This is a genomic window from Bacillus sp. JJ1521 (assembly GCF_036965165.1).
GTDB lineage: Bacteria > Bacillota > Bacilli > Bacillales > Bacillaceae_L > Ferdinandcohnia.
Window position 1 is genome coordinate 1 of sequence record NZ_JBALOX010000096.1, and the last position, 15,689, is coordinate 15,689.

Below are 15,689 nucleotides of genomic sequence, written 5' to 3' on the forward strand. Positions count from 1 at the left end.
GTTTTCAAAGAACTTTTTGACCCGCCGCTCAGAAGCGACTTTACTAATATAACATTAATAAATCTTTCGTGTCAACAACTTTTTTTGAAATCAATTATCTTTTTAAAAGTTGTGACTCAATCAATCACGTTGTCGTGATGACTTAATCTATATTATCAGCCTCCAGTTCTTTTTTCAATACTTTTAACCACGGTAATTAATGGTAAAAAAAGAGACTCATCCAAAACAGGACGAATCTCTTCTATATATATTATTGTTTTTGATAGCGTAAAACAGGTTTTCTTGCAGCTAATGTTTCATCTAGTCGACTTACAACTGTAGTGTGTGGTGCTTCTTGAACGATTTCTGGATTTTCTTCAGCTTCTTTTGCGATTTGGATCATAGCTTCAATGAAATCATCCAGTGTTTCTTTTGATTCGGTTTCAGTCGGTTCAATCATCATACATTCCTCAACATTTAATGGGAAGTAGATGGTTGGTGGATGATATCCGAAATCGAGTAATCGTTTTGCGATATCTAATGTACGAACACCTAATTTCTTTTGACGTCTACCTGAGATTACGAACTCATGCTTACAATGCTTATCATATGGTAGATCAAAATATGGTTCTAGACGACGCATCATGTAATTTGCATTAAGAACAGCATTTTCAGTTACTGCTTTAAGACCATCCGGCCCCATTGATCGAATGTACGTATAGGCACGAACATTGATTCCAAAGTTTCCATAGAAAGGTTTAACGCGCCCAATTGATTGTGGACGATTATATTCGAAGTGATATCCTTCCTCTGTTTTTATAAGTACTGGTTTTGGTAAGTATGGAATTAAATCTTCCTTTACTCCTACAGGACCTGAGCCTGGACCTCCACCACCATGTGGACCAGTAAAGGTTTTGTGTAAGTTTAAGTGAACGACATCAAACCCCATGTCTCCAGGGCGAGCTTTACTTAATACCGCATTTAGGTTTGCACCGTCATAATATACTTTACCGCCAGCAGAGTGGATGATTTCTGTCATTTCCAGGATGTTTTCTTCAAACAGGCCTAGAGTATTCGGGTTTGTTAACATCAATGCAGCAGTATCTGAGCCGACTACTCGACGTAAATCCTCTAAATCGACTAGTCCATCCTCTCCGGATTTTACTGTAATTGTTTCAAATCCTGCTACTGTTGCTGATGCTGGGTTAGTCCCATGCGCTGAGTCAGGTACGATTACCTTTGTACGAGCAGTATCGTTGTTTGCTTCGTGATATGCACGGATCATCATCAATCCAGTCCACTCACCATGTGCACCAGCCGCTGGTTGAAGGGTCACTTCATCCATTCCCGTAATTTCTTTTAAATGCTCTTGTAGGTCATACATAAGCTCCATCGCACCTTGAACTGTGCTTTCATCTTGTAATGGATGGATATGTGCAAATCCATTATAGCGAGCCACATTTTCATTAATTTTTGGATTGTACTTCATCGTACATGATCCTAATGGATAAAATCCTGAATCAACACCATGATTACGTTTTGACAATGCAGTGTAATGACGCATGATATCCAATTCTGATACTTCCGGTAGCTCCGGCTCCTCTACGCGAAGATAGTCACTAGGGATCACTTCATCCATATTTACCTCAGGTACGTCTAATTCTGGCAAACTATAACCAATTCGACCTGGCTTTGAAAGTTCAAAAATTAATGGTTGATCTTGCTTATTCATGGCTATCCCCCAATTCTTTTACAAGAGTATCAATCTCTTCTTTTGTACGAAGCTCAGTTACAGCCACTAACATATATCCCTCAAGTTCTGGGTAATCTCGGGCTAGATCGTAACCACCGATCATTCTTTTTTCTATTAAACGAGCATTTACTTCTTTTACCGATTTACCTACTTTTACAACAAATTCATTAAAGAATGGTCCTTCAAACGGAATTTCGAAACCATTTGCTTTAAATTGTTGCTTTGCATAATAGGCTTTTTGAATGTTTTGGGTTGAAATTTCTTTTACACCTTTTTTACCTAATGCTGTCATCGCAACAGATGCTGCTAATGCATTTAAGGCTTGGTTTGAACAAATATTAGATGTCGCTTTGTCACGACGAATATGTTGTTCACGTGCTTGAAGTGTTAAAACAAAGCCACGTTTTCCTTGTTCATCAACTGTTTGTCCAACTAGACGACCAGGAACTTTACGCATTAATTTTGTTGTAACAGCGAAATATCCACAGTAAGGTCCACCAAATGCTGCTGGAATTCCGAAAGGCTGTGCATCCCCGACAACGATATCAGCACCGAGTTTTCCAGGAGGTGTTAATGCACCAAGTGCTAATGGATTACTTGAAACAACAAACATGCTTTTACCTGTGTGAGCGACTGCCTCGATTTCTTTTAAAGGCTCAATTTGACCAAAGAAATTTGGATATTGAACAATGACACACGCTACGTCGTTATCCATTAAAGAGTTTAGTGCGTCAACATCCGTTACGCCGTTCTTTGTTGGAACTTCAACTACTTCAATGTATTGACCCTTCGCGTAGGTTTCAAGAACAAGCCTTGATTCCGGATGAACTGCCCCTGAAACAAGTACTTTTTTATTTTTTGTATGACCAGATGCTAGCATTGCCGCTTCTGCCAAAGAAGTGCCACCATCGTACATAGAGGAGTTTGCTACATCCATACCTGTTAACTCACAAATCATTGTTTGGAATTCAAAAATGGCTTGTAGCTCACCTTGAGAAATTTCAGGTTGGTATGGTGTATATGCTGTATAAAATTCTGAACGTGATAGAACATGATCCACAATAACTGGCATGTAGTGGTCGTACACTCCTGCTCCTAAGAACGAAGCATTATGGCGTAAATCAGCATTTTTTGCAGCGAGGACAGAAAGTTCTTTCATTAAAGCAGGCTCTGATTTTGCCTTCTTTATCTTATATTCACCTTTAAATTGAACACTTTCTGGAATATCACTAAAAAGCTCATCGACTGTCGATACGCCGATTGCTTGAAGCATTTCGTTTTTATCTTGTTCCGTCATTGGTAAATAACGATGTTTCATGAATGTACCCCTTTCCCACAACTCCATTTATTTTTTGGGACGCTTATAAAAAGGTGTTGCCACCACAACTGCTTTAAGACGTTTTTTACGAACTTGGACTTCAACTTCTGTTCCTAGTTCCGCATGTTCAGATTTAATAAGGACTAAACCAATATTTTTTTGAAGGGTTGGCGATTGTGTACCTGTTGTCACTTCACCAACTTGCTCGTCACCTACATAAACTTCATAGCCATGACGCGGAATTCCCTTATCAATCATTTCGATTCCAACGATTTTTCGAGGAGCTCCCTCTTCTTTTTGTTGTTTTAATTCAGCTTTTCCGATAAAGTCAGCTTCTTTATTTGGTTTCACCGCAAAGCCGATTCCAGCTTCGATTGGCGTGATATCTTTAGAAAGTTCTTGTCCATAAAGAGCAAGATTTGCTTCAAAGCGCAACGTGTCTCGCGCACCTAATCCACAAGGTAATACCCCTAGTGGTTCACCAGCTTCTAAGATTGCACTCCATAGATAAGGAGTGTCATCGGCTTGGCAATATACTTCAAAGCCATCTTCACCTGTATAGCCAGTTCTTGAAACAAGTGTCTTCTTGCCTGCCATTTCGACTTCGTCTTGAAATTTAAAAAACTTGATTTCACTTAAATTGGTATTTGTTAGCTTCTGTAAAATAGCTTCAGCTAGTGGGCCTTGAAGTGCGATTTGTCCCATCTCGTTTGAAATATTCACCACTTCCACATCGCCAAAGACATGCTCTTTTAACCAATCAAAATCTTTTTCTGTATTTGAGGCATTTACTACTAGTAAATAATGTTCATCGGATATCTTATAGATCAGTAGGTCATCAATTGTTCCACCATTTTCATAGCACATCGCAGTGTACTGTGTAGCGCCATCTTTTAAAGTTGAAACATCATTTGTCATCAATTTTTGGAGATACGCTAAGCTGTCTTTTCCTTTCACATCGATTTCACCCATGTGTGAAACGTCAAAAAGACCTGCTTTTGTACGAACCGCTTCATGTTCTTCTTTAATACTTGAAAATTGGACAGGGAGATCCCATCCGCCAAAATCAATTGTTTTGGCACCATGCTTTTGATACTCATCGAATAATGGTGTTCGTTTTAATTCAGTCAACCCGATTCCTCCCTAACACATCATTTAAATTGGTATTTGGGTCTTTACGTCAAAACCAAAAGATTCTGAAAACGTAAAAAAGGACAGATAAACTCCACAGTTGTGTGAAGTCTCTGTCCTTGCACCTGAAAGTTTACCCTCTAATAGGGTTTGCCCCTTTGGTGGCCGAAATTCGGCTCTCTCCAGAGTTGCGTCAAACAAGAGTCTTTTTGCCTGAGAGATTCACAAATAGTTTTGCTTGCTCCTTCGGCGCTACAAAGTTGTAGTCTCTCCCCTTGTCATCATTCGCGGTCTTCATATTTTTCATTTTTTTGGTAATACTAACGAAACGACTATGGAAAATTATCCAAGTCTAGCCCAAAAGCACACGTTTTTATCAAATAGAAAAATTCGCTAAACCTTTCTATTAAGCATAGAAAAGCGTTTTCGAACTAACTTCATCCTACCATCATCCGGCGATTTGGGCAATATATTATTTTCTTAACATTAACTTATTTTTTTGGTAAAATGTTCGGTTTTTAAGAAAAAGTTCACTTTCTTCTATATAAATACCAATATCAACTAAGAAAGGACTGTGAATATATGAATGTCGATTTTGAATTTGATCAGTCGTGGCAAGGTGACTTTTTGCAAAGAATTGACGAAGACGGTCCTTGGGCGAACTGGGAGTTATATAAACTTGCATATGAAGTGGAAAAACACCAGTCGATACCTGAATTCGAAGGTCTTCAGGCACCTAAGCATTTACCACAGTTAACACCACTTCCCCATCAACTTGAAGTTGCAAAGCAAGTGGTTGAAAAAATGAATGGAAAAGCCATTTTAGCGGATGAGGTTGGGCTCGGAAAAACAATTGAGGCAGGTCTAATTTTAAAAGAATATATGATTCGTGGACTTGTAAAAAAAGTGCTGATTCTTGTCCCAGCATCCCTTGTATCCCAATGGGCTTCAGAATTAAATCAAAAGTTTTATATTCCTGCAGTCCAGCAGAAAAAGAGCTATATGTGGGAGCAATATGATGTCATTGTTTCTTCTATTGATACAGCAAAAAGAAGTCCACATCGGGAAATTGTATATGAGCAGGATTACGATTTAATCATCATTGACGAGGCTCACAAGCTAAAAAACAATAAAACAAAAAACTATGAATTTGTTCAAAACTTGAAAAAGAAGTTTTGTTTACTATTAACAGCAACCCCGATTCAAAACCGAATTGATGAGATTTTTAATCTTGTATCATTGCTGAAACCTGGACATTTAGGGAATCAGGAAAATTTTGAGGAATCATTCGGAAAAAAGAGCCGCTCTATCGATGATCATGAGCATTTGAAGGAACTGGTCAATAAAGTAATGATTCGGAATCGTCGTGATGATACGGGAATAGAGTGGACAAAACGGAAAGTTGAGGCCGTACCAATTGAGTTTTCAGAGACTGAACAAGAGCTATATAATGCGATTTCTGCTTATCGGTCTAGCTTTTCAGGCTTTGCTTCAAGTATGTTCTCGATTCTGACCTTACAAAGAGAGGCTTGCAGTAGTCGTGAGGCCGTCTATTTTACATTGAAGAAGATGCTCGAGAAAAAGAATGAGGATGGCAGTGCTGCCGCCCCTACAGATATGGTATTGGGACTCATGAAAAAGGTTGAACAGGTAACGCAAAACTCAAAGGCAGAAAAAGCAGTTGAATTAATTAAGCAAATTGATGATAAAGTGATTATTTTTACGGAGTATCGTGCAACCCAAATGTATTTACAATGGTTCCTCCAGCAAAACGGAATTTCATCGGTTCCTTTTAGAGGCGGATTCAAGCGCGGGAAAAAGGATTGGATGAGAGAATTGTTTAAAGGGAAGTTCCAGGTGTTAATTGCAACTGAAGCCGGTGGAGAAGGAATTAACCTGCAATTTTGTAATCATATTATCAACTATGACCTCCCTTGGAATCCGATGAGACTCGAGCAGCGCATTGGGCGTATTCATCGTCTTGGTCAGGAAAAAGATGTTCATATTTATAATTTTGCAACCAAGAATACGGTTGAAGAGCATATTTTGAAGCTGTTATATGAAAAAATTAATCTGTTTGAGCGTGTCATTGGGCAGTTGGATGATATTTTAACAAGGCTCGATCTTGGTAATATTGAAGATCATATTCAGGACATCATGCTTCGTTCTCGGAGCGAGGGTGAAATGAAAATTAAGATGGAGAATTTAACTTCGATTATTAGTTTTGAAGAACAAAATGGTGGTGAGCAGCGTGCAGCAACAGGAAATCGTTAATTTTCTAGAGAAATATTTTATATCAAATCATTGTGAAATTCTTGAACGACATTCCGGGCATATGACAGTCCAATTGACAATTGATTTAGATAAGCAACTCATGAATCGCCCCTTTTATTGGACATATGTTGAAAAAACCGGTGGAGAACCGAATCCAATGAAGCTAACGTTAATTACAGACCGGGACCAAACACCCGAAAATGTAAAGGGTGACTTCATCCACTTTGGCGCCCCCCGTTTGCATCAAATTTTTGAATCAACAAAAAAACTAGCAAGCTACATTCGATTGTATCAGCAAACACCACCTGGAACCCAAGGAAACACACCACTTTACCCATGGATCGGGTTAAACGTGAAGGTTTCCTATAAAAGTGACCGTAAGCGTGATGTATTAATGTCACTCGGCTTGCAGCTTATTAACGGAATCATTGTTGAGGATTTTCAGGAGAAGATTGAAAAACTGCCACTTACTCCGAAAATACCAGATCTAACGTATACGATGTCCCCGTTGGTTAAGCCACAAAGTGGTATCAATCGACTTCAGCAATATGTGAGAGGTTTTGTGGAAACACAGGATCACGCATGGGCAGATGAAGCAAGACAGCGTTGGAATGAGGACTTAGCCCTGTTAGATGCTTTTTACGAGGGAATCGACGAAAAACCAGAAAGCTATGAAATTGAAAAAGAAGCACTAAGGGATCAGTACGAACCAAAAGTTCTTGTCGAAATCATCAATGGCGGATTGTTTTATCTTTGTCAAAATGCGATGTAATATAGCCTATCCTCATATTTGGGGGTAGGTTACATTTTTTTGGGGTGTTTTTTAAATAAATCGTTCGACAAATACCTTACATTTAATTGGAAAATTTACAAAAAGCCACATCGAAACGTCGTTATGTATTAACCCACCTCTTCTCATAGTTAACAAATCCTAGGTCCTTCTCCCTATCCTTCGAGTCTATTCTACATAAATAGGAAAAAGTGGGCATTTTTCGATGCATTGGACAAGTAATTGTTTGTGTTTTGTGAATATTTTGTAATCGACAGTTTTTTACAGAAATATTATTATCCATGTTTTATACTTCTAAATGTAATACAAAGGTTCTATACATATATGGACTATCGGTTTAGGTCGGTCAGCTGAGGTTCGAACAGAAAAAGGCAAACCTATTGAAAAATAGGGACGCAAAGTCACAGGTCTAAGGTTGGAGATTCCAATTACGACGGCTGGGTTGCCTGGAATACTAATTGTATTTTGGGAGGGTATTGGAAAGTATGATTAAAGTAGAAAACGAAACACTCGATCAAGAATGGGTAGATCTAATTTTAGAAGCACTAGATATGGGAATTAGTGTGAATGAAATCAAAGCATTCTTTGCAGAAAAAGCTGACGGGCTTGACTCATTGATTGGATAAAGAACAGTGAAACCCGCTCCTACTCCTAGAAAAACGTAGTTTCTCGCAAAATATTTGAATAATTCGTTCGTCATACAAAACAAACCTCTTCATTTTATGTTATAATCATAAATGGAGGAAGGTGGATTTTATGATTGGTCAACGTATCAAACAATACCGATTGCAAAGAAAATTATCCTTATCTGAATGCGCTGAAAGAGCTGGGGTTGCAAAATCATATTTAAGTTCCATCGAACGCAACCTTCAATCAAATCCTTCTATTCAATTTTTAGAGAAAATTTCCGCGGTCCTTGGGGTATCAGTAAATACTCTACTCCACGACGAGGATCACGAAGTTCAAATAGAAGATCTTGATTCTGATTGGGCACAACTTGTACAAGAAGCAATGAAATCCGGAGTTTCAAAGGATGAATTTAGGGCATTCTTAGAATTTAACAAATGGAAAAATACCAACAAATAAAAAAGCGCTTCAGGAGGGTGAAAAGGTTTCATCTCTTGAAGGGCTTTTTTATTTCCCTTTTAATGTTAATAGATTAATTTCCGGTGTATTAAATAAACGAAATTTCAAAAATGGTAAAGCATCACTGCTCCCTAATCCAGTACTAACATATTGCTTAGTTCCCTGATACTCCCACAGCCCTTTTACCCGATCCTGCGGTGGAAAAAGGCCATTCCTTCTGTACCATGGATCCGGGATGAAAATAGCCCCAATTATAGGGATACGTAATTGCCCCCCATGATAATGACCAGCGATAATGAGATCAAAATCACGCCACTTGGTTTCAGGGTCATTCTGAATAAAATTAATTCTTGGATCTGGTACAGGATAATGATTTAATGCGATTACGATGTCCTTATCCACTATTGTTTTATATGTTTCTTGTAATGTTGACCATTGATCCCGTATATAATCCACATACCAGGGTTCAAACTGATAACTAGGATATATAACTCCAGCCATCTTTTGTTCCGGGTTTTTGGTAATTGATAATTCAAAGTTAACGAAATGGACAGCATCTCCACCCATTTCAATCTTTGCACTGGTTTCTAATAAATAAACACCTCTTGCCTCCATCCCTTGAATAAATTTACCTTTTTGTAATTCTCCCTCAAACTGGTAACTATTAGGATCGGTATTTCCTGGGACAAACCAAGCATTCTCCTTATTTTTAATCCCTTCCAGTAGTTGATAAAAGCCGTCTACATTTTCACTTTCCGGATGATCCAGCATATCCCCAGTAAAAACAATTGCGTCATAATCCAATCCATTGATTTTGTTCACTAATTTGCTTTGGGAAGAACCAAATTCTTTTTCATGAAGATCACTAATTTGCAGAATCCGAAAGTTTTCTATGGAGTTTGGTAGGTCTTTCATAAAGATGTCTTGCTCAACAACTATAAATCGACGATTATCCCAAACGATAAATACTATGGTTATTAAAGTAATTAGGAACAATCCGATAATTACTCTTTTTTTCCTCAAGGTAGTACCTCCAGATTCAAATAATACCTACGTTCAAAATGGCGGTTAGTTCATTTTTTCCTATTCCGCAATTAATTGAACTAAACTTTTGCTTGTTCCAAAAGAGTAATCATTAATTCAGAATTGGGATAGTCCATTTCATCGAATTGTTTAATAACCTTTTGAACATCATAAGAAACCCTTACAATTCTACATTCGTAGTCATCTTCTCCAATATCAATTAGTGCATAAGAAGATTTATTTTGCCCATCGAAGGGCAGTCCAACACTTCCTGTATTTATTATGCATTTACCGTTTATGAATCTAATAAATGGTTTGTGAATATGGGCATAAATGTAAATATCTGCCTCGTTCTTCATTAGTTTTTCAACAATCATTTCGTCTTTATCATCGGGCTTAACAATTTCAAACAGGCTATCAGGTGTGGCATGAAATGCGTGGATGTTTACCCCTTTATGTTGAAAATTAAGTTCGGTCGGTAGATTTTTTAAATAGTCAATCGCTTCATCATCAAGTTTTGAAAAAGTCCACTCTCTCTCCTTTTTCATTATTTCTAACGCCGCATCTGGTACTTCTCCTTCATCTACACCGCGAACTACCCACTCATCAGCATTTCCTTTTAGTACATCTGTAGTTATTTTCCTTACTAATTCCAAAGAACGCTTTGGTTCAGGTCCTCTAAAGCAAAAGTCCCCTAAAACAGCGATTTTATCAACATTTCTACTTTGAATATCGTTCAAAACTGCATCTAGAGCTAATGCGTTACCATGAATATCAGAAATAAACGCGAGTCTCATGCTTAGAACCTCTTTTCTAAAAATCTATTTTTCTAACTGTTTTTATAAAAGATTAATTGCTGAACATTTGGTTATTTTTATTAATATCATTTGATTTTAAGTTTAGAGTTGCTTTGTACAAAATATTATCTTTAATGAGGTAAGACGATGCTCCAACACCGCCATTAACCGTATCGATTCCCATTCTTGTTATGTTACTGGAGATTTTATTTCCCTCTACAGTTGCCCCCATAACTTTTGTTGGATTATGTGCAGAAGCATCCCGCCCTATTTGAATAATGGGATAATCTCCTCTTTCATTCACGATAGAATTAAATGTATTATTTAGAATACTAATTTCTTTAGCTTCCATAGCTAAAATGATTTGACTGGTTATACTTTCATCATTATCAAAGGATGAATGTTGAAAAGTAGCTTCTGTTTCCTGATTATAAGTATAAAATGTTGTGTTTATAAATTTGCATTTATGAAAATTAATGCTACCTGGAATATTTAGTGCAAACTCTCCCACATTTGTAGAGCAGTTAGTATATGTACCTGGTGCTATGCTCATTTCAGGTGTGTTATTAAAGTTTATATGATCATACACGCTTTCACTGTTACCATCTCCACTGAATTCATTATTTCCTTGCAGTGTTATGTTTGTAATGTGAATTGGCTCGCCATAAACTGCAATACCACCAGAGGTTGTTTGATAATTCGTTGACTTAAGCATTATATTTGAAACCTTGATTCCACCATCTTCCGTTTGGGTGAAACCTAAACTGGAATCTACCCCGTCAACACCATCTACAACTACGGCCGAACCACCTTCGAAACTCGCTGAACTAGAGATTAATTTATTACCAAGGAATTTAGTATTGCCCCAAGTTACAAAGTTAGTGTGGTCGAACTCGTTGTTGGTAACATTGGCGCCATAGTATGCTGGATTAATCGAGAAACCGATACCATTTGTTAAATTTGGTCCAAAATAGTTTTCTTCAACCCTAGCATTTCCACCATAAGCAAAAACCATATGAATCTTGTTGTTCAAGAACTGATTGCCTTTTATCAGAGTATTAATTGCAGGGTAAAATCCAGGTTCAATATCAATTCCACTTTCGGGTGCGGTCCCGCTTGTATTGTGAATTTTATTATTTATGATTTTAATATCATCGGAAGCACCAACCGTAATACCTTGTCGGCGGTTATGCCCAATATCACAATTTTTAATTGTCATATTTTTTGTAATTGCTACTGTCATCCTATTTACTTGCACATCTTCGGTAGTATCACTATTAAACACAACCCTGAAATAGTCTGCATCATCGGAAACGTCGGAAAATCCCCATGTAGAATTAAAATGTTGATCTCTATCGGATTTAATAAAACTACCGTCCTTACGATAAAAGAAGATATCGTAATTTTCTTCTACTCCGTTAGGAATCCACATCATTACATTTCGATAATGCGGGTTGCTATAAATAGGATTGTTGAAATTCTCTACATCATAGTTATTTGAGCGAATTTTTCCTTTTTGAAATACAGGTTTACCTTCATCATTTATTCCGCCTAATTCTAGATCTTCTTCTGTAATATATTCCCCGTATATCGTTGCACCACCAATTTCAATTCCGTCCCCAGTAAACTTCTCGATTTTCACTCCATCAATGATGATATTACTTGCTCCTTTTGTATTAATTCCATTTCCCCATTCATGTGTTCCTTCTGTATATTCTCCTTTTTGGGAATAATCATGGGTTTCTCTATCTCCCCGTATTGTTCCCCCCTTTATTGTCACATTGTCGACTTCGGAATCAAGAAACAGGGTAGAGTATATTTCAAAACCGTTTGTTTCTTTTTGGATAACCGCATTTCCATCGAGTATGAATGTCATATTTGAAACCATATTGATTCTAGCGTCTGGATCATCCTCCGATTTTCCTTTTGAAACTAAATAGTTCCCTGCTGGGACATAAAACGTTGTAAAGCCTTGTTCCTGTGCCCATTTCAATGCGTCATTGATTCCTTTCGTTGTTTCTTTAGGATGGCTACCGTCATTGTATATACCCCATTTAGTTAATTCAAGGTTATAAACATTAGCAGCCGCTTTGACATAACTTGTTCCTTCTTTTAAATTTTGTAATGTCGATATTTTTTTATCTGAGACTTGCTGTAGTAACATAAAAAATGCACCTAGAAGCAGAATAACTCCAAAAAGGAGAGCTGACAATATAGAAGAATATCTCCATTTTTTCATCCAATCATTCCTTTAAAAATCTTACATTATAAATTTAACCTTTTCAGTTTGAACTCGATGATCCAACAGATTAAGAAATACGATATTTATCAAATCTTTTATTTCCTTTATTTGCAAGTCTCTTTTTCACTACTGTTTCAACTTTATCGGCAATACGTTTCCCGTATTTATTTGCTGGATTTTCAATTAACAACCATGAAAAATGGGCAAGCAAGATAGCTAAAGGAATCGATATAATAAAAATAATCCAAAGAGGGATTATTTTGTAAAAAAGATAAACCAGGCTAAAAAGTGTAGGCAAATGATATAGATAAAGACTATATGAAATTCTTCCTAAATATAACAGCGGTTTTATTATTAAAAACGAATGTGCCCTACCAGATGCAAGTGAAATGAATATAAGTAAAACGGATCCTATTCCTATAGAATAGTCACTCATTATTTCACCATAGTAATAAATTCCTAAATAATTCGCGATGACTGTCAAAACCTCATTGTAAATAAAGCAAGCAATGGTAAAAAGTAAGAGCATTATTTTTTTTACTCTTGTAAAACGTAAATAAAGTTCAATCATTTTATTTAAGTGTTTTGCCAAAAGACTTCCTAATATGAACATTGAAATAATTTGTAACGTAGCAAAAAACGATGTATGGTATCCCCAGTTTTTCTCCCAATGGAAAATATTATTAAGACCACTTACGAAGGATAAACAAATACATAAAAGCAATGAAATCTTCCACTTTACCCGATAAATAATAATAGCCAATATTGGAAAAATTAAAGAAACACGCATTTCCTGTACTAACGACCAAATTACATTATTGTATAGATTGGTATTAAAGTTTCCAATCATCAAAATATGATCTACCATATCCTTCAACGTGAGTGGTACCTTCCAAGAAAGATTAAACCACCCACTTAATTCGTTAATTCCCTTTTTTGAAAAAAACACACATGCAGTAATGGAAATTATTATTGCTACTATATACGGAATGTAAAGTCTGAAGAGTCTTTTAATAACAAAGGAATTGTAGGAAAATGATTTGCCCCTCGTGCATAGTAAAAACAATACAAACCCGCTTAACACAAAGAAAAAATTAACGAATGAATATGAACTATTTCCGGCTAAAATATTCAAAGGTAATAAAAAAACAGATGATATGGGGATGCTTATTAGTGGAACTTTACTAACTAATAAAATATGGCTAAAGAAAACAGTGATTGCTGCCAATCCACGTAGTGAATCTAATTGAACGAAACGCCTTTGCATTTAACACCTCTCTATTTATTCTTCATTAAGAACGACAAGATCTTTTGAAAAGTTAACATAGCTATTGGTCAGTTATATCTTTAAGTCTAGAAATCCATATTATTGATACATCTTGATTTTCGCATTAATATAATTCTGGACTAAAGAATCGAAATCACTTTGATGTGTCAACACAAATTCAATTGCTTCCCTTACCGCCCCACTTCCACCAGCAAAATTACTTACAAAGTTTACGTTCCTTTTTACAATTTCTGAAGCATCTTTAGGAGCGGCAGAAAAGCCAACAGATCTTATTATTGGTAAATCATTAATATCATCACCCATATAAAATACATTTTGTAAATCAATATCAAGTGTTGTAACAATTTCATGTAAAACATCTTCTTTATTTATAATACCTTGGTATAAAAAGTCAATTTGCAGTTCTTTTGACCGAACCTCTACAGATCTCGATTTTCTTCCAGTAATAATGGCAACCTTTACCCCTTGGAATCTTGCCAAACTAATACCCATACCATCTTTCACATGAAAACTCTTATATTCAACACCGTCAGATCCAATCAATAATTTTCCATCAGTTAGAACTCCATCAACGTCTAATACGATTAATTTAATTTCATTATTTATTATCATTTAAAACCCCAACCTCGTAATATCTTGCAGATGAATCATCCCTATTGGCTCATTCATTTCATTTACAACTGGTAAAACATTGATTTTTTGAGTTTCCATGATATTCAATGCTTCAACAGCCAAGGCATCTTGTATAACTGTTACAGGATTTTCGTTATATATATCTTCAATGCTAACATTCATAATATCCCGGAATTTTCCTAAAGATCTACGAATGTCACCATCTGTAATGATACCTACTAATTTTCCATTGTGATCTATAATGCAAGTTGCCCCTAATCCTGATTCAGTCATGTCAAAAATAACATCCTTAACCGTACTTGAAATGAATGCTATGGGGTTCTTTTCAGTAATTTCTATAATGGAATTAACAGTAAGCAATAATCTTTTTCCAAGAGTCCCACCTGGGTGGTAAACAGCAAAATCTTCGGATGAGAAGTTGCGGGCTTTTAAAAGGGCGATTGCCATTGCATCACCTAACGTCAACATTAAAGTTGTACTTGTCGTAGGTGCTAAACCTAAAGGACAAGCTTCCTTCACCTTGCCTATGCAAAGAACATGATCAGCTTTATTTGCCAAAGTAGAATGTTCATTTCCGACAAAAGCAATTAACTTTGCACCTATTCGTTTTATAGAAGGTATAATATTAATTACTTCTTCAGATTCCCCACTTTTAGATAATGCTAATACAATGTCAGAATCGGTTACCATTCCCAAATCACCGTGAAGACCCTCGGTTGGATGCAAAAATAAAGAAGGTGTTCCAGTACTAGCTAACGTTGCAGTTATTTTTCTACCAATAATTCCAGATTTCCCGACACCAGTTACAATAACTCTCCCTTTACACAAAAGTATGGTGTTGATTACTTTAGCCATATTTTGATTTACACCATCGGCTAAAGTCATGATAGCTTGGGCTTCATCCTTTAAAACTTCTTTAATCGTGGTAGTATGCTCATATTCGGTTAACACATTTTCCACCGCTTATACCTCCTTATTTTCCCAACGATTTAATGAGTCGATCAATTTCGACTATCGGTTTAAGAAATTCTTCAAGTTCATCAAGTTTAATCATATTCGGACCATCAGATAAAGCTTGTTCGGGATTGGGATGAACCTCTAAAAATAAAGCATCTATCCCAACAGCAGCTGCTGCACGGGAAAGATAAGGAACAAACTCCCTCTTTCCATCTGTACTCGTTCCTAATCCACCAGGAATCTGTACACTATGTGTTGCATCGAAGACCACTGGAACATTCAATTCCTTCATTGTCGGCAGCGAACGCATATCAACAACTAAATTGTTATAACCAAACGTTGTACCTCTCTCAGTCAGCAAAATTTGGTCATTTCCCGATTCTTTTATTTTTACTACGATGTTTTTCATATCCCATGG

Annotated in this window: 13 protein-coding genes, 1 pseudogene and 2 riboswitches; of the genes and pseudogenes, 4 read left to right on the forward strand and 10 right to left on the reverse strand. The window is 36.6% G+C overall.

All coding sequences use genetic code 11. The annotated features are described in order from the left end of the window. Positions 1-250: 250 nt before the first annotated feature. From gcvPB to gcvT, 3 genes are read right to left on the reverse strand one after another with little or no spacing between them, the layout of a single operon-like run. Positions 251-1,711, reverse strand: a complete 1,461-nt coding sequence (gene gcvPB / locus V7147_RS14165; RefSeq protein ID WP_335368499.1) for an aminomethyl-transferring glycine dehydrogenase subunit GcvPB — start codon at positions 1,709-1,711, stop codon at positions 251-253. Then, a complete protein-coding gene (gene gcvPA / locus V7147_RS14170) occupies positions 1,704-3,050 on the reverse strand; it encodes an aminomethyl-transferring glycine dehydrogenase subunit GcvPA (RefSeq protein ID WP_335368500.1) in 1,347 nt (448 codons plus the stop codon). The genes gcvPB and gcvPA overlap by 8 nt, the downstream gene beginning before the upstream one ends. A gap of 27 nt (positions 3,051-3,077) precedes the next feature. Continuing rightward, on the reverse strand, positions 3,078-4,181 hold the full coding sequence (gene gcvT / locus V7147_RS14175; RefSeq protein ID WP_335368501.1) for a glycine cleavage system aminomethyltransferase GcvT: 1,104 nt from the start codon (positions 4,179-4,181) through the stop codon (positions 3,078-3,080). A gap of 191 nt (positions 4,182-4,372) precedes the next feature. Next, positions 4,373-4,466, reverse strand: a riboswitch (glycine riboswitch). 297 nt (positions 4,467-4,763) lie between these two features. Here gcvT and V7147_RS14180 point away from each other — a divergent pair. The 4 genes from V7147_RS14180 (at position 4,764) to V7147_RS14195 (ending at position 8,331) form a co-directional block, all read left to right on the forward strand. Then, a complete protein-coding gene (locus V7147_RS14180) occupies positions 4,764-6,455 on the forward strand; it encodes a DEAD/DEAH box helicase (RefSeq protein ID WP_335368502.1) in 1,692 nt (563 codons plus the stop codon). Next, complete coding sequence (locus V7147_RS14185) at positions 6,433-7,227, forward strand: YqhG family protein (protein ID WP_335368503.1); 795 nt, start codon at positions 6,433-6,435, stop codon at positions 7,225-7,227. Before V7147_RS14180 ends, V7147_RS14185 begins: the two co-directional genes overlap by 23 nt. A gap of 378 nt (positions 7,228-7,605) precedes the next feature. Next, a riboswitch (cyclic di-GMP riboswitch) is annotated at positions 7,606-7,695 on the forward strand. Between the two features lie 35 nt (positions 7,696-7,730). Further along, positions 7,731-7,871, forward strand: a complete 141-nt coding sequence (locus V7147_RS14190) for an anti-repressor SinI family protein (RefSeq protein WP_335368504.1) — start codon at positions 7,731-7,733, stop codon at positions 7,869-7,871. A 130-nt stretch (positions 7,872-8,001) separates the two neighbouring features. After that, positions 8,002-8,331, forward strand: coding sequence for a helix-turn-helix domain-containing protein (locus V7147_RS14195; protein ID WP_335368505.1), 330 nt, complete (start codon positions 8,002-8,004; stop codon positions 8,329-8,331). Positions 8,332-8,379: 48 nt separating this feature from the next. Here the strand turns inward: V7147_RS14195 and V7147_RS14200 are convergent, their stop codons facing one another. From V7147_RS14200 to V7147_RS14230, 7 genes and pseudogenes are all read right to left on the reverse strand, one after another. After that, positions 8,380-9,354 (reverse strand): metallophosphoesterase, encoded by a 975-nt coding sequence (locus tag V7147_RS14200; RefSeq protein WP_335368506.1) that lies wholly within the window; start codon positions 9,352-9,354, stop codon positions 8,380-8,382. 80 nt (positions 9,355-9,434) lie between these two features. Continuing rightward, positions 9,435-10,151 carry a metallophosphoesterase family protein gene (locus tag V7147_RS14205; protein WP_335368507.1) on the reverse strand — a complete coding sequence of 239 codons (717 nt, stop codon included), beginning with the start codon at positions 10,149-10,151 and terminating at the stop codon, positions 9,435-9,437. Positions 10,152-10,203: 52 nt separating this feature from the next. Then, positions 10,204-12,390, reverse strand: coding sequence for a right-handed parallel beta-helix repeat-containing protein (locus tag V7147_RS14210; protein WP_335368508.1), 2,187 nt, complete (start codon positions 12,388-12,390; stop codon positions 10,204-10,206). 70 nt (positions 12,391-12,460) lie between these two features. Next, complete coding sequence (locus V7147_RS14215; RefSeq protein ID WP_335368509.1) at positions 12,461-13,660, reverse strand: acyltransferase family protein; 1,200 nt, start codon at positions 13,658-13,660, stop codon at positions 12,461-12,463. A 99-nt stretch (positions 13,661-13,759) separates the two neighbouring features. Further along, the gene (locus V7147_RS14220; protein WP_335368510.1) at positions 13,760-14,293 is read right to left on the reverse strand and encodes a KdsC family phosphatase; all 534 of its coding nucleotides are present in this window, start codon (positions 14,291-14,293) and stop codon (positions 13,760-13,762) included. Beyond that, positions 14,294-15,274: a KpsF/GutQ family sugar-phosphate isomerase gene (locus V7147_RS14225; RefSeq protein ID WP_335368511.1), complete on the reverse strand. Its 981-nt coding sequence runs from the start codon at positions 15,272-15,274 to the stop codon at positions 14,294-14,296. Positions 15,275-15,287: 13 nt separating this feature from the next. Next, positions 15,288-15,689: pseudogene (locus V7147_RS14230) on the reverse strand (3-deoxy-8-phosphooctulonate synthase); the annotation flags it as partial.